This is a genomic window from Streptomyces massasporeus (assembly GCF_014648995.1).
Lineage (GTDB): Bacteria > Actinomycetota > Actinomycetes > Streptomycetales > Streptomycetaceae > Streptomyces > Streptomyces massasporeus.
In genome coordinates this window covers 55,694-78,540 of sequence record NZ_BMSE01000018.1, presented here as the reverse complement: position 1 = coordinate 78,540, position 22,847 = coordinate 55,694, and the positions used below count along the sequence as shown (strand labels likewise).

Below are 22,847 nucleotides of genomic sequence, written 5' to 3'. Positions count from 1 at the left end.
CCCGGGCCCGCCTGGTGGTTCACTGCGGGCGCGGGCCGGGGAGCATGCCCGCGCGCTGCCAGCCCGCGCCCGGGGAGTGCGGACGGTCGTAGCCGAGGGACTGTGAGGGCCGCATGACCAGCTCCAGTTCCCTGCTCACACGTTCGGCCTCGCGGCGCACCTGTGCGGGTACGTCACCGCGCTCCGCGATGAGTCGGTCGTAGATGGGGGAATCCTGGAACACCCGTCAACGCGCCTTTCTGCTCGTCGGCCCCGTGATGGGGGCGAGACTGCGAGTGTAGGCGGCGCGGTGTCCCGGAGTGTGAATTCCTTGGGATGACTTGACGCAGACCGGACATCCGTGACAAGCGGAGGCCGGGCTCTTCAGGCTCCGGTCGTGGAACCGGGCCGGACGATCATCAGGACGGTGACCGTGGCCCAGAGCAGGTTGAAGATGCCGGTGAACATGGCGAGTTGCACCGTGTCCCGGTGGTCGGGAGCCCGCTCGTCCTTCAGTCGGTCGAGGAGTTCCTCCTGGCGGGGCAGGACAAAGGCCACCAGGATGCCGGCGGCCGCGGCGGTCAGGGCGATGGAGGTGATGAGCCATCCGCTGCCGAGGACGCCCATCGCGGCCGCGGTGGCGAACCCGAGGGCCGGGACGGCCAGCCCGACACCCGAGTAGACGCGGCAGATGCGGTGCAGGAGCGCCGGGGTGCCGACGCCGCCCGAGGGGGTCGCGCGGCGCGCGGCGGGCGGGAACATGCTGGCCGCGACGGTCACGGGACCGATGGCGACGATGGCGGCCAGGACATGGAGGGACAGCAGGATCTTGGTCACCGGGGCTCTTTCCGTGAATGCGGTCGACGCCGCCCACGCTAGGACGCCCCCGCGGGTGCGCCCATGGGCTGGAACGACAGCTTCCAACGGGTTCTCGCCATCTCGTCCGACCTGCGCTCTCCTCTCCAGGACCGCCACTGTCCCCACTTCACAGGGGTGGCGGGAAGTCGCCTAGGGTGGCCGTCATGCACTCCGTGGCGATCCTGGTTCTCGATCACGTGGTGCCGTTCGACATGGCGGCACCCCAGCAGACCTTCGCCTGGACTCATCTGCCGGACGGGCGGCCCGCCTACCGGGTCCGGTTGTGCGCCGAGACGCCCGAGGTGCGCGCGGACGGCGGCTTCACCCTGCGCATCGAGCGAGGCCTGGAGGCGCTGGCCGAGGCGGACACCGTCATCGTGCCCGGCTGCTCCCCCGACGCCGCACCGCCGTCCGCCCGGGTGCTGGCGGCCCTGCGGAAGGCGGCCGAGGCAGGGACCCGGATCGCGTCGGTGTGCGTCGGCGCCTTCGTGCTGGCGGAGGCCGGGCTGCTGGACGGCCTGCGTGCCACCACCCACTGGGTGGCCGCCGGTGAACTGGCCCGCCGCTTCCCGCGGGTCGAGGTGGCGCCGGACGTGCTGTACGTCGACAACGGGCAGATCCTCACCTCGGCCGGGGCCGCCGCCGCGCTGGATCTGTGCCTGCACATGATCCGCCGGGACCTGGGATCGGCCGTCGCCGCGAACGTCGCCCGGATGTCGGTCATGCCGCTGGAACGCGAGGGCGGACAGGCCCAGTTCATCGTGCACGAGCATCCGCCGGTCCCCCGGGGTTCGGCTCTGGAACCGCTGCTGGAGTGGATCGAGGACAACCTGGCGCACGAGGTGACGCTGGGCGCGCTGGCCGCACGGGCGGGAATGAGCGAGCGGACCTTCAGCCGGCGCTTCCGCGAACAGACCGGCACCACGCCGTTGCAGTGGCTGCTGCGGGCGCGGGTGCGGCGCGCCCAGTTCCTGCTGGAGAGTTCCGACCACTCCGTCGAACGGATCGCACGCCAGGCCGGGTTCGGCTCGCCGACCGCGTTCCGGGAGCGGTTCCGCAAGGTGGTGGGCACCACGCCGTACGCCTACCGGACGGCGTTCCACGGGCGGTGAGACGCCTCGGCGGCCCCTGGGCAGGGGCCGCCGAGGCGCGCACCGCCCGGTCCGTGCCGGGCCTCACATCCGTCAGCCGACCAGCGTCAGGCCGTTCTCGCCGCCCGCCTCGGCGGCATCGGGCCGCCCTTCGGTGAGCAGCAGGACATCCGCCTTCGCGATGGCGTCGCTGATGTCGGACGTCCCCATCATCACGCACAGCGTGTAGCTGACGTCCTCCAGTTCGCGTGCCGCCGTCGGCACGTGCCTCTCCGACTGAGCGATCCTCAGCGACGCGTACCGCGTCAGCAACTCCCTGACGATCTTCCGGTCCGGTACAAGCACGTAGCGCCCCTCTCTCTGTTTTCGCTGCGTATGCCCGAACCACGCGGAAACATTCACACGATTTTCTTACCTGGGTCAGATTTGACGAGAAGTGATCGGATGCGACCGGTCTTAGGCGATCTGGCCGCTGTGCAGGGCCGTGTAGGCCCCACCCCGGTGCAGGAGCTCCTCGTGTGTGCCGATCTCGTCGATGCGACCGTCGCCCATCACGACGAGACGAACTCCAGCGCGTTGGCGTCGCGCAGGGCCGCCCGTACCGTCTCCTCGTCGGCGTCGTCCATGCCGTAGGCGACGTTCTCGCGGATCGTGCCGTCGAAGAGGATCGACTCCTGCGGCACCACCGACAGGAAGCGCCGGTAGGTGTGCAGGGCGAGGCCGTTCATGTCGGCGCCGTCGAGCAGCAGCCGGCCCGAGGTGGGCCGGATGACGCCGATGACGAGGTTGAGGACGGTGGACTTGCCCGCGCCGGACGCGCCCACGAGGGCGATGGTCTCGCCCGGTGCGACGTCGAGGGTGAAGTCCCGCACGGCGGTGCGCCCGTCGGTCTCGTAGGCGTAGGCGACCTGCTCGAAGGTGACGGCCCCGCGCAGGGCGCTGCGCTCGGCCTTGCCCTCGTTGTCCTCCAGTTCGGGAGCCTGGAGGACCTCGCCCACCGAACGCGCGCGCTGGCTCGCGTGCAGCACGAGACCCGGGGCGGCGCGCGGCCGTCCCCGGGTCTCGTGGTCTGCTCAGGCGACGTCCAGCTCCGCCAGTTCGTCCGCCGTCAGGACGAGGTCGGTGGCGGCGAGCGAGTCGCGGATCGTCTCGGGCCGGCTCGCGCCCGGGATCGGGACGACGACCGGCGACTTGGCGAGCATCCAGGCCAGGCACACGCGCTGCGCGCTGACGCCGTGCGCCTCGGCGATGCGGGCGAAGGGCGCGTGGCCCGAGCCGAGTTCACCGGCCTTGGAGATCCCGCCGAGGGGGCTCCAGGGCAGGAACGCGATCCCGAGTTCGTCGCACAGGCGCAACTCCGGCTCGCTGGAGCGGAAGGCCGGGGAGAACTGGTTCTGTACGGAGACCAGACGTCCGCCCAGGATCTCGCCGGCCTGCCTGATCTGTTCGGGGTTCGCGTTCGAGATGCCGGCCATGCGGATCTTGCCCTCGTCCAGCAGGTCGCGGATCACGCCGACGGACTCGGCGTAGGGGACGCGCGGGTCGGGACGGTGGAACTGGTAGAGGCCGATGGCCTCGACGCCGAGCCGGCGCAGGGACTCCTCGCAGGCCGCCTTGAGATGGCGGGGGCTGCCGTCGAGGGTCCAGCTGCCGTCGCCGGGGCGGAGGTGGCCGCCCTTGGTGGCGACGAGGACGTCGCCGCCGCGGTCGTGCGAGGCGAGGGCCTTGGCGACCAGGGTCTCGTTGTGACCGACCTCGTCGGCGTCGCGGTGGTAGGCGTCCGCGGTGTCGATCAGGGTCACGCCGGCGTCGAGTGCGGCGTGGATGGTGGCGAGGGAGCGGTCCTCGTCCGGTCGTCCCTCGATGGACATGGGCATCGCGCCCAGGCCGATCGCGCTGACCTCGACGTCACCGATGCGGCGGGTGTGCATGGGTTCGTGACCTCTTCCGGCTGGCGGGCGATGGTGCACTCCAGCCTGGACGCCGCGCGGCCGGGGGTCCAATAGAAGAAGGAGAACGCATTCAGCACCCGGACCGCTGAATCGCGCCCCGGACCACGGCATCGCGCCCGGGCCGTCCCACGCCCTCCTTGTCACACCCGGATGAAACCCCGCGCCCGAGGACTCATCTCCCCCACACAGACCGGCGATCCGTAGGGCACTCCTCCGCCTCACTGCCATATTCGAGGACCACTTCGGAGGTGGTTGTGAGCACAGAGGTGACGGCATCCGGTCCGGGGGAGACGGCGACGCACCCGCCCGGGGGCACCGCGGAGCGCGTCGCCGGCCTGGAGCACCGCCGCGAGCGTGCGGTGACTCAGGGCGGTCCGCGCAGACGCGGGGAGTTCTCGGCCCGGGAGCGGATCGAGCGGCTCGTGGACAAGGACTCCTTCACCGAGACCGGTCTGTTCGTCCGGGCCCGGCCCGCGGAGCACGACGCCCGCCGCCCCTACGGCGACGGCGTGGTCACCGGGTACGGCACGGTCGACGGCCGCCCGGTCTGCGTGTTCGCCCAGGACTCCACCGTGTTCGGCGGCAGCATGGGCGAGGCCTTCGGGGAGAAGACCGTCGCCCTGATGGAGCTGGCCCTGAAGACGGGCTGCCCGGTGATCGGCCTGAACGACTCCGGCGGGGCCCGGATCCAGGAGGGTGTCGCCTCGCTCGCCCTCTACGCCGAGCTGGTCCGGCGCAACGTCAAGGCGTCCGGGGTGATCCCGCAGATCTCGGTCGTCCTCGGCCCCTGCGCGGGCGGTGCCGCGTACTCGCCGGCGATCACCGACTTCACGATCATGGTGGACGGCGCGTCGCACATGTTCGTCACCGGCCCCGACGTCATCGAGACCGTCACCGGCGAGCGCACCACCGCCGAGGAACTGGGCGGCGCCCGCACCAGCAACACCGTCAACGGCAACGCCCACTTCCTGGCCGCCGACGAGGGGGACGCCCTCGACACCGTGCGCGACCTGCTGTCGTACCTGCCGGCCAACAATCTGGAACGGCCCCCGGAGTACGCCCCCGGGCATGCCCCGGCCGGTGACGGGCTCGACGCGATCGTCCCGGACCGGCTCGGCGAGGCCTACGACATGCGGGACGTCCTGCACGCGGTCGTCGACGACGGTGAACTGCTCCCGGTGCAGGAGCTGTTCGCGCCGAACATCATCTGCGCCCTGGCCCGGATCGAGGGCCGCTCGGTGGGCGTCGTGGCCAACCAGCCGCTGCACGCCGCCGGGGTCCTCGACATCGACGCGTCCGAGAAGGCCGCACGGTTCGTCCGGTTCTGCGACGCGTTCGGCATCCCGCTGCTCACCTTCGCCGACGTGCCCGGATATCTGTCCGGGGTGCGGCAGGAGCAGGCCGGGATCATCCGGCGCGGCGCGAAACTGCTCTACGCCTACGCCGAGGCCACCGTCCCCAAGGTCACGGTCGTGGTGCGCAAGGCGTACGGCGGCGGCTACGCCGTGATGGGCTCCAAGCACCTGGGTGCCGACGTCAACCTCGCCTGGCCCACCGCCCGGATCGCCGTCATGGGCGCCGAAGGGGCCGTGGGCGTCCTGCACCGGCGTGAACTGGCCGCGTCCGACGACCCGGAGGCGCTGCGCGCCGACCTCCTCGCCGCATACGAACGCACCCACGGCACCCCGTTCCTCGCCGCCGAGCGCGGCTATGTCGACGCTGTCATCGCGCCGCGCGAGACGCGCGAGCAGGTCTGCCGCGCCCTGCGCGCACTGCGGGGCAAACGCGCCCCGATGCCGGAACGCCGGCACGGCAACATCCCCCTCTAGCCGCCCTCTTCTCTCCCCCTGTCCCGTTGTTGTGACCCGTAAGCCGATCCGCGCCGTGAGGAGCCCCGCCTGATGGACAGCCGCCGCCCCCCGCTCGCGCCCGCGTGCCCCACCCTGCCGGAGTACGTACGGCACTGGGCCGAGACCACACCCGACCGCCGGGCCTTCACCTTCGTCGAGCATCCGGCGCCGCACTCGCGCGGCGTCCACCGCACCCTGACCTGGCGCCGCCTGGACGTGCGGGTGCGGGCGCTCGCCGCGCGCCTCGCCGACGAGGCCGGGCCCGGGGACCGGGTCGCCCTGCTGTGTCCGCAGGGTACGGAGTACGTGACCGCCTTCCTCGGGGCCCTGTCCGCCGGGCTGGTCGCCGTCCCGCTGTACACGCCGGGCCTGCCCGGGCACGCCGACCGGCTCGCGGGCGTCCTGGCCGACGCGCGGCCCTCGGTGGTGGTGACCACGAGCCGGGCCCATGACGAGGTGCGGGACTTCCTCGGGGCCGGCGGCCCGCGGATCGTCGTGGCGGACGAGGTGCCCGACGGCGGCCCGGACCGGCAACCGGTCCCCCTGGACCCCGGGGCACCCGCCTACCTCCAGTACACGTCCGGTTCGACCCGCGCCCCGGCCGGCGTGGAGATCAGCCACGGCAACGTCGTCGCCAACGCCCGCCAGGCCCTGGCCGCCTACGGCCTCGACACCCGCCCGATGACCAGTGTGGGCTGGCTGCCGCTCTACCACGACATGGGCCTGGTGCTCAGCGTCGCGGCCCCGGTGGCGCGCGGCGCGCTGTCGGTGCTGATGGACCCGGCCGCGTTCCTGCACGAACCAGTGCGCTGGCTGCGACTGCTCGCCGCGCATCCGCACGCCGTGAGCGCCGCGCCCAACTTCGCCTACGACTACTGCGTCGCGACCGTCACCGCCGACCAGAAGGAGGGTCTGCGGCTGGACGGGGTGACCGCGTTGATCAACGGCAGTGAGCCGGTCCGCCCGGGCACGGCCGACCGGTTCCACGCGGCGTTCGCGAACCAGGGCCTGGCACCCGGGACGCACTGCCCGTCGTACGGGCTGGCCGAGGCCACGGTGTTCGTGTGCGCGGCCCGGCCGGGTGAGCCGCTCAGCCGGTTCGCGCTCGACCGCGACGCCCTGGCGGCCGGAAAGGCCCTGCCCGCCCGGCCCGAGGATCCCCGGGCGGTGCTGCTGACGGGCTGTGGCACGCCGGCGGGTCAGCGGGTGCGGGTCGCCGACCCGGTGACGCGGGTGCCGCTGCCGGAGGGTGAGGTCGGGGAGATCTGGGTGCAGGGGCCGAACGTGGGCCGCGGCTACTGGAACCGGGACTCGGAGGAGGTCTTCGGCGCCGAGTTCGCGGACGGCGCGGCCGGTCCGGGCCGCTGGCTGCGCACGGGTGATCTGGGGACGGTGCTGGAGGGACAACTCGTCGTCACGGGACGGCTGAAGGACCTGATCATCGTCGACGGGCGCAACCACTACCCGCAGGACGTCGAGGCGTCGGCGCAGGAGGCGCACGAGGCGGTGCGTCGGGACCGGCTCGCCGCCTTCGCCGTGCCGGGCGGTGCCGGTGGGGAGTGTGCGGTCGTCGTGGCCGAGCACGCGCGGACCGCCCACCTCGCCGAGCTGGACGTGGCCGCCCTGGTGCGTGCCGTGCGCGGCGCCGTCTCCGCCCGGCACGGACTGCGGCTGGCCGACGTCGTCGTGGTGCCGCCGGGCACCGTGCCGCGCACCTCCAGCGGCAAGGTGTCGCGGGCGCTGACCCGCGCCCGGTATCTGGAGGGTGCCTACGGCGGGCAGGTACGGGCGGGTGCCGCGGTATGAGGTCCGCCGACGAGGCCGCGCTGCGCCGGCTGATCGCCGAGCGGGTGGCCGCCTGGAACGGGGCGTCCCCGGACGACGTCCCGATGGACCGGCCGCTCGCCGACCTCGGCATGGCCTCGCGGGACGCCGTCGCCCTGGCGGGCGAGCTGTCCCGCGCCACCGGCCGGGAGCTGCCGACGACGCTGCTGTGGGAGGCGCCCACCGGGGCGGCCCTGCTGGCGCGGCTGTGCGAGACGCCTGCCCCGGGAGCCGAGGGGGCGCCGGTGTCGCGTCCCGCCGTGCCGGGCGGGACGGCCGAGCCGGTCGCGGTCGTCGGGGTCGGCTGCCGCCTGCCCGGCGGCGTGCACGGCCCGGACGACTACTGGCGGCTGCTCAGCGAGGGCGTCGACGCGATCCGGCGCGTCCCGGAGGACCGCTGGCGCGACTTCACCGCGTTCCCGCCCGCCGACGCCCATCCGTACGGCGGCTATCTGGACGACATCGCCGGGTTCGACGCGGACTTCTTCCGCATCACCCCGCGCGAGGCCGCGGTGATGGACCCCCAGCAGCGGATCCTGCTGGAGGTCGTCCACGAGGCGCTCGACCACGCCGCCGTGCCGGCCGGGTCCCTGGCGGGCACGGCCACCGGCGTGTTCGTCGGCATCTCCGCACCGGAGTACGGGCAGTTGACGGGCGCCGACCCGGCCGCCGTGGACCCCTGGGCCCCGGCGGGGGGCGCGCTCAGCGTCGCCGCCGGACGGCTCGCCTATGTCCTGGACACCCGGGGACCGAGCCTTGCCGTCGACACCGCCTGCTCCTCCTCGCTGGTCGCAGTCCACCACGCCTGCGTCAGCCTGCGCACCGGCGAGAGCGACACGGCGATCGCGGCCGGGGTCAACCTGCTGCTGTCGCCGACCGTCACGGTCGCCTTCCTGCGGGCGGGCGCCCTGGCACCGGACGGGCGCTGCAAGCCGTTCTCCGCGGCGGCCGACGGCATCGGGCGCGGCGAGGGCTGCGCGGCCGTCATCCTGAAGCGGCTGTGCGACGCCGAGCGGGACGGCGACCGTGTGCTGGCCGTCATCCGGGCCAGCGCGGTCAACTCCGACGGCCGCTCGAACGGCCTCATGGCACCCAACCCGGCCGCGCAACTGGCCCTGCTGGAAAGGGCGTACGCACAGGCCGGGCTCGCCGCCGAGCACGTCGACTACGTGGAGGCACACGGCACGGGCACACCGCTGGGCGACCCGATCGAGGCAGGTGCGCTCGGCGCGGTGCTCGGCGCGGGCCGGGACCCCGACCAGCCGCTGCTGCTGGGGTCCGCCAAGGGCAACCTCGGTCATCTGGAGTCCGCGGCGGGCGTCGCGGGCCTGGTGAAGACCGTGCTGGCGCTGCACCACGACGGCATCCCACCGTCCCTGCACTGTGAGGAGGGCAGTTCCCTCAGCGATCCCCGGCTGCGGGTGGTGACCGAGCCCGAGCCCTGGCCCCGCTACGGCGGCACGGCCGTCGCGGGCGTCTCCGGGTTCGGTTTCGGCGGCACCAACGCCCATGTGGTGCTGGAGGAGGGGCCGCCCGGCCTGGTCCCGGTACGACCGGCCGAGGAACCGGCCGCCCGGGTGCACCTGCTGTCCGACCTCGACACCGAGCGCCTGCGCGACACGGCGGGCAGGCTCGCCGGCCGGTTGCGGGACGGCGCCGCGCACCCCGCCGACGTGGCCCGGACCCTGGCCGGCCGTGCGGGCCGAGGGCCCGTGCGTGCCGCCGTGGTCGCCCGTGACCGGGGCGAACTGCCCGACGCGCTGGACGCGTTGGCGTCCGGACGCCCGGATCCACGGGTGACGACCGGGGACCGCGACCGCGTGGGGCGCGGCCCCGTGTGGGTCTTCTCCGGGTACGGCAGTCAGTGGCCCGGCATGGGGCGCCGGCTGCTGGCCGAGGAACCCGCGTTCGCCGCCGCCGTCGAGAAGCTCGACCCGCAGCTCGCCCCCGAGTGCGGCCTGTCCCTGTACGACCATTTGTCCTCGGGGGAGGGTCTCGACCGTCTGGAGGTCGCCCAACCGGTGCTGTTCGGCCTCCAGCTGGCACTCGCCGAGCTGTGGCGTTCCCACGGTGTCGAGCCCGCCGGTGTCATCGGCCACTCCATGGGTGAGGTGGCGGCGGCCGTGTGCGCGGGCGCGCTGGACGTGGCGGACGGGGCGCGTGTCATCGCCGTACGGGCCCGGCTGCTGAGCGGACTGCGGGGCGGCGCGATGGCCGTGGTGGACCTGGACGACGCCGAACTGGACTGGCTGGGGCGGGACTTCCCGGAGGTGCATGTCGCCGTGCACTCCTCGCCGCGGCAGAAGGTCGTCACGGGTGACGAGGCCGCGGTGGCCGGGCTCGTGCGCCGGCTGGAGGGGCAGGGCCGGGCGGCGAGGGCCATGCGGGTCGTCGGCGCCGGGCACTCGCCCCAGGTGGACGGGCTGTTGCCGGAGCTGGTGGACGCGCTGTCCGGCATCCGGGGGCGGCGGCCACGCGTCCCGGTCCATTCCACGGTCCTCGACGACCCGCGCGGCGACTGTCTCTTCGACGCCGCGCACTGGGCGGCCAACCTGCGCAGGCCCGTGCGGCTGGACCGGGCGCTGGCGTCGGCCGCGGCCGACGGCCACACGGCCTTCGTCGAGATCTCCCCCCACCCCGTGCTGACGGGGGCCGTCGCCGACACCGTGCCCGGTGCCCTCGCCCTGGCCACGCTGCGCCGGGACGCCGACGGGTCGGAGGCGTTCGCCGGGCAACTGGGTGCCCTGTACGCCGCGGGACAGCGACTGCCGGTGCCACCGGGGCGGGTCGTCGACCTGCCGCTGCCCCGGTGGCGGCACGTACGGCACTGGTGGACGGACGGGCGGGCCGCTCGCGTGGAGCCGCTGCCGGAGGAACCTCCTGCCGCGGTGACCGAGCCTTCTTCGGTCCTGGCCCGTTTGACCCACCACATAGCCGCCGTCACCGGCCACTCCCCCGCCCGTATCACCCCGGGCACCGCGTGGGCCGACCTCGGGCTGGACTCGCTGATGGCCGTGCGCGTCCGCACGGCGGTGGAGCGCGAGTTCGGTATCGAACTGCCCCTGCGCGACCTGTTCGCCGCCGTCACCGTCGAGGACGCAGCCACCCGTATCGAGCGCGCCCTCCCCCGGGACGACACCCCGGTGCGGCCTCTGCGCGCCACCGGCTCGCGGCCCCCGCTGTTCCTCGTCCACGCCGCCGGCGGCCCGGTCAGCGTCTACCGGACGCTGACCGAACTCCTCGGCGACGACCAGCCGGTGTACGGACTGGAGCGGATCGAGGAGGCCGGTACCGTGCCCGAGAAGGCGCGGCGCTACGCCGAGGCGATCGACGCCGTCCACCCCGACGGCCCCTTGCTGCTGGGGGGCTGGTCCTTCGGCGGCTTCGTAGCCCAGGAGACCGCCCGGCAACTGACCGCCGCCGGACGGGAGGTGCGGCTGGTCGTGCTCATCGACTCCGTACGGCCGCTCCCCCGCCCGGGGTCGACGCGGTCCGAGCGGATCCGGGCGCACTTCGAGGGTTTCGCCCGCCACGTCGCCGACGCCTATGGCGTGCGACTGGAGTTGCCGTACGACGAGCTCGTGGCGATGGACGACGACGCGGCCCGTATCGACGTCGTGCTGCGGGCCCTGCGCGAGGCCGCCGACGTGCCGCCCGCGGCGCTGGAGCACCAGCGCTCCTCCTACCTGGACATGGGCATCGGCGAGTCGCACAGCCCCGCCCCCCACGACGGGCCGGTGGTCCTCTACCGCGCCACCGAACGCGCGCCGCACACCGTGCGCGACCCCGCCTACGAGCGGGACGACCCGGCGCTGGGCTGGGACGAGGTGTGCCCACGTCTGCAGGTGGTGCCGGTGGCCGGTCACCATCTGTCGCTGCTCGATCCGCCGCACGTCGGCGAGATCGCCGCCCATCTGAGCCGGACACTCGCCGCGCCGGCCCCCTGACATGGAACCCGAGGAGCCGTCATGTCCCACCTGCCGCAGAAGCCCGCCGCCGGAGTGTCCCGGCGCACCGTCGCCAGAGCGACGGCCGCCGCCGGTCTCGCCGCCCTGTTCGGGGCCGCGACCGGCACGGCCCGGGCGGCCACCCGGCTCGGGCCGCGCACGCTGGACGTGTCCGTGCCCTCCGCGGCGCTCGGCCGCAGCGCGCCGGTCCGGCTGATCCTGCCGTCGGACTTCGGTACGCGTCCGGAGAAGAAGTACCCGGTGCTGTACCTGCTGCACGGGGCGCACGACGACTACACCTCGTGGACCCGTGAGACGGACATCGAGGCGTTCACCGCGGGCCGCGACCTGATCGTGGCGATGCCGGACGCGGGTCCCACCGGCATCCCGAGCGTCTGGCGCGGCGGCCCCGACTACGAGACGTTCCAGCTGAAGGAGGTGCCGGCACTGCTCGCCCGCGACTACCGGGCCTCCGGCGTGCGGGCGGTCGCCGGCGTCTCCACCGGCGGCTACGGGGCCATGGCCCACGCGGCCCGCCACCCCGGGGCGTTCACCGCGGCGGCCTCCTACAGCGGCATCCTCGACACCACGGCCCCCGGTGTTCCCGCCATCATGGACGCGATCGTGGCCCGCGAGAACCTCCCGGCCGCGTCCCTCTGGGGAAATCCGGTATTCAACCTCCTGACCTGGCGGGACTTCAACCCGCGCGCCCGCGCCACCGGGCTGCGCGGCACGGCCCTGTACGTGTCGCAGGGCAGCGGGGTGGGCGGCGGCGGTGATCCGCTGCCCGGGATCCTGGAGAGCGCCCTGTGGCCCTCGGCCCAGGGCTTCGCCCGTACGCTCGCCCTGATGGGGATCCCGGCCACCACGCACTTCTACGGGGGCGGCGGGCACGACTGGGCACACTGGAAGCCGGAGTTCACGGCCTCGTGGCCTGTCCTCGCCCGTGCGCTGGGCGTGCCCGAGTGACGGGGGTGCCGTCGGGGCACGGAACGGAACGGAGGGGTCGTCCGTCCTACACAGGACTCCCCACTCGTCCCACAGGCGACAGCCCGCGGGTGAGCCGCTTCCGGTCGAAAGGAGTGTCCGTGATGGCTGTGCCCACCCCGCACGGCGTGCCGGACCGCCCCGCTGCCCCGCAGTTCCCCCCTGAGCTGGCGAAGGTGCTGCGCGCCGATCTGGCGGCCGTAGCCGACGAGGTGGAGGAGGAGGTCCGCCGCCAGGTCCCCGAGTACGCCCGGCCCGCCGACGGCACGTACCGCCAGAACCTGCGGTCCGGGGTGGTGCAGGCGCTGACCCTGTTCGTCGACCACATCGCCGATCCGCGCGACGACGGGGGCGCGATCGCGGCGACGTACTACGAACTCGGGCGGGGTGAGGCCCTGGAGGGCCGCAGCCTGGACGCGCTGCAGTCCGCGCTGCGGGTCGGCGGGATGCGCGCCTGGCGGCGGATGGGCCAGACGGCTGAGGAACTCGGGCTGGACTCCACGGTCATGGCCGTGCTCGGGGAGCTGGCGTTCCGGACCGTGCACGAGGTCGCCCAGGCGGCCGCGTCCGGGTACGCCGAGGCCCAGCTGCGCAGCTCCGACGAGCTGGAGCGGCGCCGCAAGCGCCTGCTGGAGCTGCTCCTGGAGGACGGGCCTGTGGCGCCGGAGGCCGTGCAGGACCTGGCGCACGGCGCGCGCTGGCCCGTGCCGCGGACGGTCGCCGTCGTGGCGCTCGCGGCGGCGCCGGACCGGCGGGAGGAGGACCGGCCGCTGGCGGCGGCGGGCGCGCTGGTGGACATGGGGTCCCGTCCGCCGCGCATGCTGGTGCCCGACCCGGACGGCTCCGGTGGCATCGGCGGCCGGGCGTTCACGCTCGCGCTGCGCGGCCGGCCCGCAGCGATCGGCCCGACGGTCGCGGTCACCGAGGCCGCGCAGTCGCTGCGCCTGGCCACCCGGGCGCTCGGACTGATGGGCCGTGGGGTGCTGCCCCGCCAGGGCGTGGTGCGCTGCTCCGAGCACCTGTCGACGCTGTTGCTGTACGGCGACGAGCCGCTGCTGGAACGCCTCCGGGCGCGGGTCCTGGCGCCCCTCGACACGGTCTCGGCGGGGCAGCGCGACCGGCTCGCCGAGACACTGCTGGCCTGGCTGCTCAGCGGCAGCAATGTGCCGGACGTCGCCGTGCGGCTGCACATCCACCCGCAGACGGTCCGCTACCGCCTGCGCCAGCTGGAGAAGCTGTTCGGCGAGGCCCTGCACGACCCGGCGACCCGCCTCGACCTCATTCTCGCGTTGCGCGCGGAATCACTGCACACACCGCAGAGCTGACGTCCGCATTCAGGCGCTTACTCAATCGGCGACAAAAACCGGCGGGGTTTCCATAATCCCGTCCATAACGGCAGGCGAGAGAAAGCCCATACGTTCGGGGCGTCCTTTTTCGCAGGCGCTTCACGCGCCTTTCCACGCGGAGGATCCCCCATGCGTATCCGTATGTGTCTCGCGGCGCTCTCACTGGCCGGCGGGGCCGGGCTCGCCACCCTCTCGGCTCCCCCGGCCATGGCCGTGGCCTGCTCGGACGTCGAGGTCGTCGCGGCCCGCGGCACCCTCGAGCCGGGCACGCTCGGCTTCATCGTCGGCGACCCGGTGTATTCCGCCCTGCAGAAGAAGGCGGCGGGCAAGAATGTGACCAGCTACAAGGTGAACTACCCCGCCGACCTCTCCCCCACGTCCGCGGCACAGGGCAATCTGGATCTGGTGAACCATGTGAAGAGTCAGGCCGCCGCCTGCCCGAATCAGAAGTTCGTCCTCGTCGGCTATTCGCAGGGCGCGAACGTCGTCGACAACTCGATCGGCATCAGCAGCGCCGGTGCGGTGGTCGGCAGCCCCATCGTGGCCACCCTGCCCGCCGCTGTCGAGCCGAAGGTCGCCGCGGTGCTGCTGTTCGGCAACCCGATCCGGGCGCTCGGCAAGAGCGTCACCGGCACCTACCAGAGCCGCACCCTCGACCTCTGTGCCAAGGGCGACCCCGTCTGCGAGAACGGCGGGGGCGACGTCGGGGCGCACCTGAGCTACCGGGACGACGCCGAGGAGGCGGCCACGTTCGCCGCGGGCAGGATCTGATCCCGTCCGGCACGAAGGGGCCCGGGAGGACATCCTCCCGGGCCCCGGGCGTGCGTACCGGACGGGGCTAGCGCGGTGTCCGCGCGAAGCCGGCGAGGCTGGTGGAGACGAGTTCCGGCCGGCCGTTGTTCTGCACGGGCGCGGCGGTCAGGACGTCGAGGTGCTGGTAGCCGTCCGCGACCACCGGGTGCAGGTCGGCCGGGACCCGGCCGGCCAGCAGGCCCTCACCGGCGAGGACGGTGAGCACCGGGTTGGCCTTGAGCCCCTCGGGGTGGACGACGAGCTTCTTCACCTGCGGTGAGGTGGCCAGCTCGATGTCCGTGACCAGCTTGGTCGGGAAGTACTGCTCGGTGAAGTCCAGCGGCTGCTCGGCCAGGCTGCGGGCCAGTTGCCGCACATCGGTGACCTCCTCGCCGGCTCCGGTGAACGGGGTGCCGTCGGCCGACCGGTAGCCGGGGTCGTCCGCGTCGCCGACGCGGTCGTAGGTGCGCCACGTGTAGAGCGGACCGTGCGGCCGGTCCGGGATGGCCTTGTACGCGGTCCCGTACAGCCCCGGTTGGGCGTCGCCCCCGTTGGCGGCGGGGAAGCTCTTGTCGGCGATCGGTCCGCCGTCGAAGAAGCCGACACTGGTCTGCAGGAACGCCAGCGGTACGGAGTTGTCGTCCAGCAGCGCCCCGAGCACCGCCCCGTTGGTGAGCCGGAAGTCCCTCACCGCCGGCGAGCCGCTGAGGAAGGTGGCGGTGTCCTTGGCGAACAGGAAGCGGTTGGTGGCCTCGATGTTGAGGTTGCGGGGCAGATAGCCCAGCAGGTCGGCCTCACCGTCGAGGTCCTTCAGCGCGCCCAGGCCCGCGATGCCGAGCAGGGTCATGGTCTCGGGGTTGAGCAGCACCGGCGCGGACAGGGTGCGCGGCAGCACCCCGCTGTCCAGCCCGGCCTGCACGACGCCGTAACCGAGACCGATGTCGGGCAGGTTGGTGTCGCCGGGGATGCTGCCGCTGAGGTCGCCCAGCGTGGTGGAGACGGTCGTGTCGAGGGCGAAGTAGCCGGCACACTGGTTGTACCCGGCATCCGCCGTGGTGACGCGGTCGCCGTCGAAGTCGGCGGCGGCGAAGTACCCGGTGATGACTCCGCCCAGCGAGTGCCCGCCGCACAGCACCTTCCGCTTGCGCAGTGCCTGGGAGGGCAACTCGGCGGTGAGCAGGTCGTACTGGTCGCGTACGGTCTGCTCGATCCCGAGCTTCGCCATCCAGCCCAGTTGTGCGTTGCCGGTGTAGCCGCCGAAGGTGCGGCCGTCGACCTGCTTGCCGCGGTAGTAGTAGTCGACGGCGGTGTGCTGGTCGCCGGAGGCGATACCGGTGCGGTCCTCCAGGCAGTTGGAGCGCCGGTCCAGCGCCCAGAACTCGATGTGCTGCCCCTGCCCGGCGGCCCGCGTGACGGTGTTGCGCGCGACGCTGTCGAACGCCCCCGCCCCTTCCAGGATGCCGGGCTGGGCGATGAGGATCCGGTCCGCCTCGGCCGACGCGACCGGACCGTCGGCGGAACGGTAGCGCAGGTACGACAGCCAGTCGCAGGCCGCCGGACGGGGCCCGGCCGACTCCGGCAGCGGCACCTTCACCCGCACCATCGACTCCGTCACCCCGGTCACCGGCGACGTCGACGTCACCGGCGTCTCGGTGCGCGTGCCCTCGGCGCCGGCGCCCGGGGCGGCGGCCGTGAGTGTCCCGGCGGTCAGCAGCACCGCGAGCACGGCACCGCGCCACTTCCCTCTGTACGTACGGTTCATGTCCATGCCACGGACGCTAGGGCGGTGGCACGACCGCTCTCAGGGAGTGCTGATGAGAACTCAGCTTCCGGATGGCGGCTTGTCACCGGCGCACAGCGCGCCCGGGCTCCGGCGCGAGAGGGGGTCCGTACCGCTTCTGGACGCCACCGAGCTGCGGTCCGGCCGTTTCGGGAGCATGGTGGGGCTATGGACGGTCAACCCCCTGTGGTCGTGCAGCCGCCCGCGACGGACGGCGGACGGCTGGTGACCATCCGCGGCGAGCGCATGGGCGTCGCCTACAGCCTCTTCGACGTACTGGACCTGCTGCACCGCGAGGGCCTGCCCACGGCCGACACGGCCGTCGACGACACCGAGCTGATCGAGTGGCAGGGCGGCGGCCCCTACGACTGGAACAACGGGGCGTCCGACGAGGCGTGAGCCCGCGTACGCCGGCCGAAGGATGCCGCACGGCGTGGAGGGGCTGACCCATGTCTCCACGCTCTCTCGGATTCGGCGCTCTCCGGCGCCGAACGGCCGGTGCTCGACCGGATCGCCCCCGCTCCGGGCACGGACGGGTCGCCGCTCTTCCTGGCCGGCGAGCGGCTGTGCGTGCGGGGCGGCGCGGGAATCGCCCTTCCCGAATCCTCAGACCGATTCGGCCCGTGCTCCCCCGGCCAACCCGTCGAGGCGGTCACGCTGGGCAGGCGTCAGTTTCAGGTCGGCCGCGGCGAGGTTCTCCTCCAGGTGCTCGATCCGGGCCGTGCCCGGGATGGGCAGGACGACAGGGGCGCGGTCGAGGAGCCAGGCGAGTGCGACCTGCGTGGGCCTGGCGCCGAGCTCGGCCGCGACGGCGGCGACCACGGCCTCGGCACCCGTGCTCCCCCAGGCCACCGGCCGCCACGGCAGGAAGGCGATCCCGGCCGCCGCGCACGCGTCCAGCACCGCCTCGTGCTCCCGGTCGAGCAGGTTGTAGCGGTTCTGCACGCTCACGACGTCGACGAGCTCCCTGGCCCGCTCCAGCTCGTCGACGGTGACCTCCGACAGCCCGATCCGGCCGACCAGGCCCTCGGCCTGGAGCTCGCGCAGCGTGCCGAGCTGGTCGGCCAGCGGCGTCTCTGGGTCGATGCGGTGCAGCTGGAGCAGGTCGATCCGCTCCATTCGCAGCCGTCGCAGGGCCTGCCGGACCTGGTCGCGCAGGATCTCCGGCCGTCCGTCGAGCTTCCAGTCGCCGCCGGGGCCGGTGCGCGCGACACCGACCTTGGTGGTGATCAGCAGGCCTTCCGGGTAGGGGTGCAGGGCCTCGGCGAGGAGCTCCTCGTTGGCTCCGCCGCCGTACAGGTGCGCCGTGTCGATGAGCGTGACGCCCAGCTCCACGGCCCGCCGGGCCACCGCGAGGGCGTTATCCCGGTCAGGGCCGGGCCCGGTGGGCAGATGCATGGCTCCGAAACCGAGCCGCCCTACGTCCAGGTCCCCGCCGATGCGGAACGTCGATGCCATGAGCCGCCTTCTCCCCCTCTGCTCAAGAGGCCACGCTAAAAGGGCAGTTGACGATGACACCGGCCGCCGTGACACCTGGCCCCGCCCGGGCACCGACCCGCTCGACGAGCCGTTGTCAGCGCCTGGCGATACGCTGCGCGGAAACTACCCTTTGCCCCCTTCTGGGAGGTTCTCATGGCCTCGCGCCTCAACCCGTACCTCACCTTCAACGGCGAAGCCCGGCAGGCGATGGAGTTCTACAAGGAGGTCTTCGGCGGCACGCTCGACCTCAACAGCTACGGAGACTTCGGGCAGGCGGACGCCCCGAACGCGGACAAGATCATGCACGGCATGCTGGAGACCACCAGCGGCTTCACCCTGATGGGCGCCGACAACCCGCCGGGCATGGAGTCCGAGCAGGGCGGCTCCTACTCCGTGAGCCTGAGCGGTGACGACGACGCCGAGCTGCGGGGCTACTGGGAGAAGCTGTCCGAGGGCGGCTCGGTGTCGGTGCCGCTGGAGAAGCAGATGTGGGGCGACGTGTTCGGCATGTGCACGGACCGTTTCGGCGTCCCCTGGATGGTCAACATCAGCGCACAGAGCTGAGCAACCGAGCCCGGCGGTCGCGGACCGTCCGTCCCGAAGGCCGCCCACACACCGCGGACTCCTTCAACCACAAGGGTTACAGCGCTCTGCGCCACATCCTCGAACCGCCGGGCTTCCCGGCCCGCATCCACCAGCGCCTCGACATCGGCCGTCGGAGCGTCAGGAGCCCGTGAGGATCACGAGCTCCTGCGTGGCCCGGGTCATCGCCACGTAGTGGTCGACGGCGCCTTCGACGCCGTCGGCACCCTGGCCGAAGTTCTCCGGGTCGACGAGCACGACCAGGTCGAACTCCAGCCCCTTGGACAGCTCCGGGGTGAGCGACCGGACGCGGGGCGAGGCCGGGCGGAACGCGGGATCGCCGATCACACAGGCGATGCCCTCGGAGTGTCCGGTCAGCCAGGTGTCCAGGACCGACGTCAGCTCCGCGGCGGACCCGTGGCGGACCGGGACGCCGCTGCTGCGGACGGACGTCGGCACGTTGGCGTCCGGCAGCGCGGCCCGGATGACCGGCTCGGCCTCCGTCATGATCTCGGCGGGCGTCCGGTAGTTGATGCTCAGGGCGGCCATCTCGACCCGGTCCAGACCGATCCGCTCCAGCCGTTCCCGCCACGACTCCGTGAACCCGTGCCGCGCCTGGGCACGGTCCCCGACGATGGTGAAGCTCCGGGACGGGCAGCGCAGCAGCAGCATCTGCCACTCCGCGTCGGTCAGTTCCTGCGCCTCGTCCACGACGATGTGCACGAACGGCCCGGCGAGCCGGTCCGGGTCGGCGGTGGGCACGGCGCTGTCGTCGACGAGGGAGTTGCGCATGTCCTGCCCGTGCAGCATGACCAGCACGCCCTCGCCGTCGTCGTACGTGTGGGCCTCCAGCAGGTCATCGATGACGTCGGCCATGCGGTCCTGCTGTGCGGCCACGGCGGCCTCCTGCCGGCGCCTGCGCCGTGAGGCCTCCGGGTCGCCGAGCCGCTGGCGTGCCGCGTCCAGCAGCGGCAGGTCGGAGACGGTCCAGGCATGCGGCTGGGCGCGTTGCAGGGTGCGCACCGCGTCGCGGTCGAGCCAGGGCGCGCACATCCGCAGGTAGGCGGGCACGGACCAGAGGTCCCCGACGAGGTCGGTCGCCTCGAGCAGCGGCCAGGCGCGGTTGAAGACCGTGAGCAGCTCCCGGTCCCGCGCCAAGGCCTTGCGGAGCTGGTCTTCCGGGGCGTCGCCCTCGTGCTTGTCGACGCAGATCGTGAGGAGTTCCTCCCAGACCTGGTCGCGTGCCTCGTTGTGCGGGGTGCCGGGTTCCGCCGCCTGGAACGCCGCGGCCCAGTCGCGGGCGCCGAGGCGGATGTCGGACCAGTGGGTCGTGACCGTCATCGTCTCGGTGGGCGGTTCCTCGTAGAACCGGACGGCCTTCTCGATGGCCCGCACCATGTCCGCGGAGGATTTCAGGCGGGCCACCTCCGGGTCGGCCTCGGCCTCGGCGGCGGCACCCTCGTCGACGAGGTCGCGCAGGATGCAGGTCTGCACGCCCTCCTCGCCGAGGCTCGGCAGGACGTCGGAGACGTAGGACAGGTACGGCCGGTGCGGGCCGACGAAGAGCACGCCGCCACGGCGGTGCTGCCCGAGGCGCGGGTCGGAGTAGAGGAGGTAGGCGGAGCGGTGCAGGGCGACGACGGTCTTGCCGGTGCCCGGGCCGCCGTCGACGACGAGGGCGCCGCGGGACCCGGCGCGGATGATGGCGTCCTGGTCGGCCTGGATGGTGCCGAGCACGTCCCGCATGCGGGGCGAGCGGTTGGTGCCGAGGCTCGCGATGAAGGCGGACTGGTCGTCGAGCGCGGTGTGCCCGTCGAACCCGTCGGCGGTGAACACCTCGTCCCAGTAGTCGACGACCCGGCCACCGGTCCAGCGGTATCTGCGCCTGCTCGCCAGGCCCATCGGGTTGGCATGGGTGGCGCCGAAGAACGGCTCGGCGGCCGGGGAACGCCAGTCGACCAGCAGCCGGCGCCCCTCGCTGTCGGTGAGGCCGAGCCGTCCCACGTAGACGGGCCCGGATCCGTCCGCGGTGACCATGTGCCCGAGGCACAGGTCCAGTCCGAAGCGGCGCAGCGCGCGCAGGCGGGTGGTCAGGCGGTGGATCTCGGCGTCCCGGTCCATGGCCTGCCGGCCCTTGCCGCCGGGAGCCCTGCGCTCGGCCTCCAGACGGTCGGACAGTTCGGCGATCGACTGCTCCAGGCAGTCGGCGACGGCGGCGAAGTGCCGTTCGTCCCCGGCGATCGACGCCGGGGCGGCCTTGTGCGCGAGGCGGTCGGGAAGGTCGAATGCGCTCGTGGTCGCAGGGGTCACGTCATGCTCCCGTTTCCGCAGGTCCTGGGCCTAGGCCGGACATTCTGCGGGAGCCGGGGGGCCTTGCCGCAAGGCCCCCCGTGGGCTATAACTTGAGACAGGCGAGGAGAACACTCCTTGCCTTTCTTGTTGCCCGCCCCTTGTTGCCGGACCGCCGTTTCCGTGTGGCACGCTCGTCGTCCCGACAGCGTGGAGAGGCGGCGGCATGCGCATAGGACTGCTCGGCACCGGACCCTGGGCGCAGCTGGCCCACGCACCCGCGTTGAGCGGGCATGAGGAGCTGGACTTCGCGGGGGTGTGGGGCCGTCGCCCCGAGGCCGCCAAGGAGCTGGCGGCGCGTCACGGCGTCCGCGCCTACGACGACGCCGACGAGCTGTTCGCCGACGTGGACGCCGTCGCGGTGGCACTGCCGCCCGAGGTGCAGGCCTCACTCGCCGCCCGGGCGGCCCGGGCCGGGTGCCATCTGCTGCTCGACAAGCCCCTCGCGCCGACGCCGGCGCAGGGGCGGGCCGTGGTCGAGGCCGCCGCGGAGGCCGGGGCCGCCTCGGTCGTGTTCTTCACGACCCGCTTCCAGCCCGAACCGGCGGCGTGGATCGCCGAACAGGCGGCGGTGCCGGGCTGGTTCACGGGGCGGGCCGAATGGCTCGGGGCGGTGTTCACCAGCGAGAGCCCCTTCGCGACGCCGTGGCGGCGGGAGAAGGGCGCCCTGTGGGACGTCGGCCCGCACGCCCTGTCCGTGCTGCTGCCGGTCCTCGGCGACGTCCGGCGCGTGACAGCGGCGGCGTACGGCCCCGGCGACACGGCGCATGTCGTCCTCGACCACACCGGTGGCGCGTCGAGCACTCTCACCCTGAGCCTGACGGCACCGCCCGCCGCGGCCGGTGCCGCCGTGGAGCTGCGGGGCGAGGCCGGGGTCGCGACGCTGCCGGACAGCTCCGACGGAGCGGTGCCCGCGCTGAAGCGGGCGGCGGACGCGCTGCTCGCCGCCGCCCGCACCGGCCACCCGCACGCCTGCGACGCGGCGTTCGGCCTCCGGGTGACGGAGATCCTCACGGCGGCCCAGGAGCTGCTGAACGACTGAGCGCGACGCGACGGCCCCGGCCTGGGTACTCCCCTTCGGCCGGGGCGAGTTCGCGGGCGGCCCGGTTCCTACGCCGACGCCGGGTCGAAGTTGAGCCGCTCCTTCACCACCGGGTAGCCGGCCTTGGCGAAGTTCGCCGCCATGGGGACGTTGCCCCGGTCCGTGGCCGCGGCGACGAACTCCGCCCCCTGCTCGACGAGGAAGTGGGTGCACTCGGCCAGGAGGTCGTAGGCGTAGCCGTGTCCGCGGTGTTCCGGCAGGACGCCGATGAAGCCGATGCATGGGCCCGAGGGGTTGTGGGCCGGGATGTGGATGCCGGCCAGTTCGCCCCGCGCCGTGTACGCGACCTGCCACCACTCGCGCGGCGACGGGCACCAGTGGAAGAAGTCGAGTTCCTCCTGGGCCGCCTGGTCGGTGCCGCCCTGCTCGATGGCCTTGAGCGCGTGGGCGTCCAGGGTGACGGAGTGGATGCGGCGCAGCGCGTCGAAGAACACGGCGTCGTCCGGTTCGGCGCGGAACTCAAGGCGCCCGGGCCGCTCGGGCAGGCCGTGCGCGGGGGTCCAGCGGTACAGGAAACGTTCGACCAGGAGGTCGTAACCGGCCTTCCGGGCGGCCGTGACGCAGGTGTCCGCGGCGCTGCGCAGGGCCGGGTCGTCGCGCCAGCCTGAGGGCAGATTCAGCTCCAGTTCGACCTGCCAGGGGGCGGAGCGCAGGAGTGCGGCGCCCGCTTCCTCCTCACCCTCGGCCACGTCGAACCAGTTGAGGTTGACGGGCTCGGTGTCGTCGGGGCCGCCCCACCAGGCACCGCGGGCGACGACACGGCCGTCGCGCAGGGCCACCCGCTTCCACTCGGGGCGGTGCCGGGTCGTTCGGTGGCCCTCACGGGCGCCCAGCGGGTCGGGCAGGGTGTCGAAGAGTTCGGCGTCGCTCGGGTCGAGCGCGCGGATGACCACATCGGTCATGGGATGTCCTCCGGGACGCATACTGCT

At 73.2% G+C, this 22,847-nt stretch carries 18 protein-coding genes and 1 pseudogene; 10 read left to right on the top strand and 9 right to left on the bottom strand.

Translation table 11 applies throughout. The annotated features are described in order from the left end of the window. Window positions 1–19 precede the first annotated feature (19 nt). Window positions 20–223 (bottom strand): hypothetical protein, encoded by a 204-nt coding sequence (locus tag IE153_RS31410; protein ID WP_031111422.1) that lies wholly within the window; start codon window positions 221–223, stop codon window positions 20–22. A gap of 140 nt (window positions 224–363) precedes the next feature. Continuing rightward, window positions 364–816 carry a hypothetical protein gene (locus IE153_RS31405; RefSeq protein WP_189593127.1) on the bottom strand — a complete coding sequence of 151 codons (453 nt, stop codon included), beginning with the start codon at window positions 814–816 and terminating at the stop codon, window positions 364–366. A 185-nt stretch (window positions 817–1,001) separates the two neighbouring features. Between IE153_RS31405 and IE153_RS31400 the strand changes: the two genes are divergently transcribed. Next, entirely contained in the window at window positions 1,002–1,949 is a 948-nt protein-coding gene (locus tag IE153_RS31400; RefSeq protein ID WP_189593126.1) for a GlxA family transcriptional regulator, read from the top strand. Window positions 1,950–2,021: 72 nt separating this feature from the next. Here IE153_RS31400 and IE153_RS31395 read toward each other — a convergent pair whose 3' ends face one another. From IE153_RS31395 to IE153_RS31385, 3 genes and pseudogenes are all read right to left on the bottom strand, one after another. Continuing rightward, on the bottom strand, window positions 2,022–2,273 hold the full coding sequence (locus IE153_RS31395; RefSeq protein WP_185011229.1) for a DUF5133 domain-containing protein: 252 nt from the start codon (window positions 2,271–2,273) through the stop codon (window positions 2,022–2,024). 111 nt (window positions 2,274–2,384) lie between these two features. Then, window positions 2,385–2,941 (bottom strand): annotated as a pseudogene (locus IE153_RS31390) (ATP-binding cassette domain-containing protein); the annotation flags it as partial. A gap of 60 nt (window positions 2,942–3,001) precedes the next feature. Further along, window positions 3,002–3,859, bottom strand: a complete 858-nt coding sequence (locus IE153_RS31385; RefSeq protein WP_189593125.1) for an aldo/keto reductase — start codon at window positions 3,857–3,859, stop codon at window positions 3,002–3,004. 275 nt (window positions 3,860–4,134) lie between these two features. On the opposite strand from IE153_RS31385, the gene IE153_RS31380 reads away from it, so the two are divergent. From IE153_RS31380 to IE153_RS31355, 6 genes are all read left to right on the top strand, one after another. Next, a complete protein-coding gene (locus IE153_RS31380) occupies window positions 4,135–5,709 on the top strand; it encodes an acyl-CoA carboxylase subunit beta (RefSeq protein WP_189593124.1) in 1,575 nt (524 codons plus the stop codon). Between the two features lie 72 nt (window positions 5,710–5,781). Further along, on the top strand, window positions 5,782–7,536 hold the full coding sequence (locus IE153_RS31375) for a fatty acyl-AMP ligase (protein WP_189593123.1): 1,755 nt from the start codon (window positions 5,782–5,784) through the stop codon (window positions 7,534–7,536). Beyond that, a complete protein-coding gene (locus tag IE153_RS31370) occupies window positions 7,533–11,501 on the top strand; it encodes a type I polyketide synthase (RefSeq protein ID WP_189593122.1) in 3,969 nt (1,322 codons plus the stop codon). Before IE153_RS31375 ends, IE153_RS31370 begins: the two co-directional genes overlap by 4 nt. 21 nt (window positions 11,502–11,522) lie before the next feature. Continuing rightward, window positions 11,523–12,470, top strand: coding sequence for an alpha/beta hydrolase (locus tag IE153_RS31365; RefSeq protein WP_189593121.1), 948 nt, complete (start codon window positions 11,523–11,525; stop codon window positions 12,468–12,470). Window positions 12,471–12,592: 122 nt separating this feature from the next. Beyond that, the gene (locus IE153_RS31360; RefSeq protein WP_189593120.1) at window positions 12,593–13,813 is read left to right on the top strand and encodes a PucR family transcriptional regulator; all 1,221 of its coding nucleotides are present in this window, start codon (window positions 12,593–12,595) and stop codon (window positions 13,811–13,813) included. A 150-nt stretch (window positions 13,814–13,963) separates the two neighbouring features. Continuing rightward, entirely contained in the window at window positions 13,964–14,605 is a 642-nt protein-coding gene (locus IE153_RS31355; RefSeq protein WP_189593119.1) for a cutinase family protein, read from the top strand. Window positions 14,606–14,672: 67 nt separating this feature from the next. On the opposite strand, the gene IE153_RS31350 is transcribed toward IE153_RS31355, so the two are convergent. Beyond that, window positions 14,673–16,394: a hypothetical protein gene (locus tag IE153_RS31350; protein WP_229829260.1), complete on the bottom strand. Its 1,722-nt coding sequence runs from the start codon at window positions 16,392–16,394 to the stop codon at window positions 14,673–14,675. Window positions 16,395–16,574: 180 nt separating this feature from the next. Between IE153_RS31350 and IE153_RS31345 the strand changes: the two genes are divergently transcribed. After that, window positions 16,575–16,805 carry a hypothetical protein gene (locus tag IE153_RS31345; protein WP_031110190.1) on the top strand — a complete coding sequence of 77 codons (231 nt, stop codon included), beginning with the start codon at window positions 16,575–16,577 and terminating at the stop codon, window positions 16,803–16,805. A 207-nt stretch (window positions 16,806–17,012) separates the two neighbouring features. Here the strand turns inward: IE153_RS31345 and IE153_RS31340 are convergent, their stop codons facing one another. Beyond that, the gene (locus IE153_RS31340; protein ID WP_189593118.1) at window positions 17,013–17,864 is read right to left on the bottom strand and encodes an aldo/keto reductase; all 852 of its coding nucleotides are present in this window, start codon (window positions 17,862–17,864) and stop codon (window positions 17,013–17,015) included. A 174-nt stretch (window positions 17,865–18,038) separates the two neighbouring features. Here IE153_RS31340 and IE153_RS31335 point away from each other — a divergent pair, with 174 nt between their 5' ends. Beyond that, on the top strand, window positions 18,039–18,449 hold the full coding sequence (locus IE153_RS31335; protein ID WP_189593117.1) for a VOC family protein: 411 nt from the start codon (window positions 18,039–18,041) through the stop codon (window positions 18,447–18,449). Between the two features lie 159 nt (window positions 18,450–18,608). Here IE153_RS31335 and helR read toward each other — a convergent pair whose 3' ends face one another. Beyond that, window positions 18,609–20,777, bottom strand: coding sequence for an RNA polymerase recycling motor ATPase HelR (gene helR, locus IE153_RS31330; protein WP_189593116.1), 2,169 nt, complete (start codon window positions 20,775–20,777; stop codon window positions 18,609–18,611). A 205-nt stretch (window positions 20,778–20,982) separates the two neighbouring features. Between helR and IE153_RS31325 the strand changes: the two genes are divergently transcribed. Next, on the top strand, window positions 20,983–21,858 hold the full coding sequence (locus tag IE153_RS31325; protein ID WP_189593115.1) for a Gfo/Idh/MocA family protein: 876 nt from the start codon (window positions 20,983–20,985) through the stop codon (window positions 21,856–21,858). Between the two features lie 68 nt (window positions 21,859–21,926). On the opposite strand, the gene IE153_RS31320 is transcribed toward IE153_RS31325, so the two are convergent. Beyond that, a complete protein-coding gene (locus IE153_RS31320) occupies window positions 21,927–22,820 on the bottom strand; it encodes a GNAT family N-acetyltransferase (protein WP_189593114.1) in 894 nt (297 codons plus the stop codon). Between the last annotated feature and the right edge of the window lie 27 nt (window positions 22,821–22,847).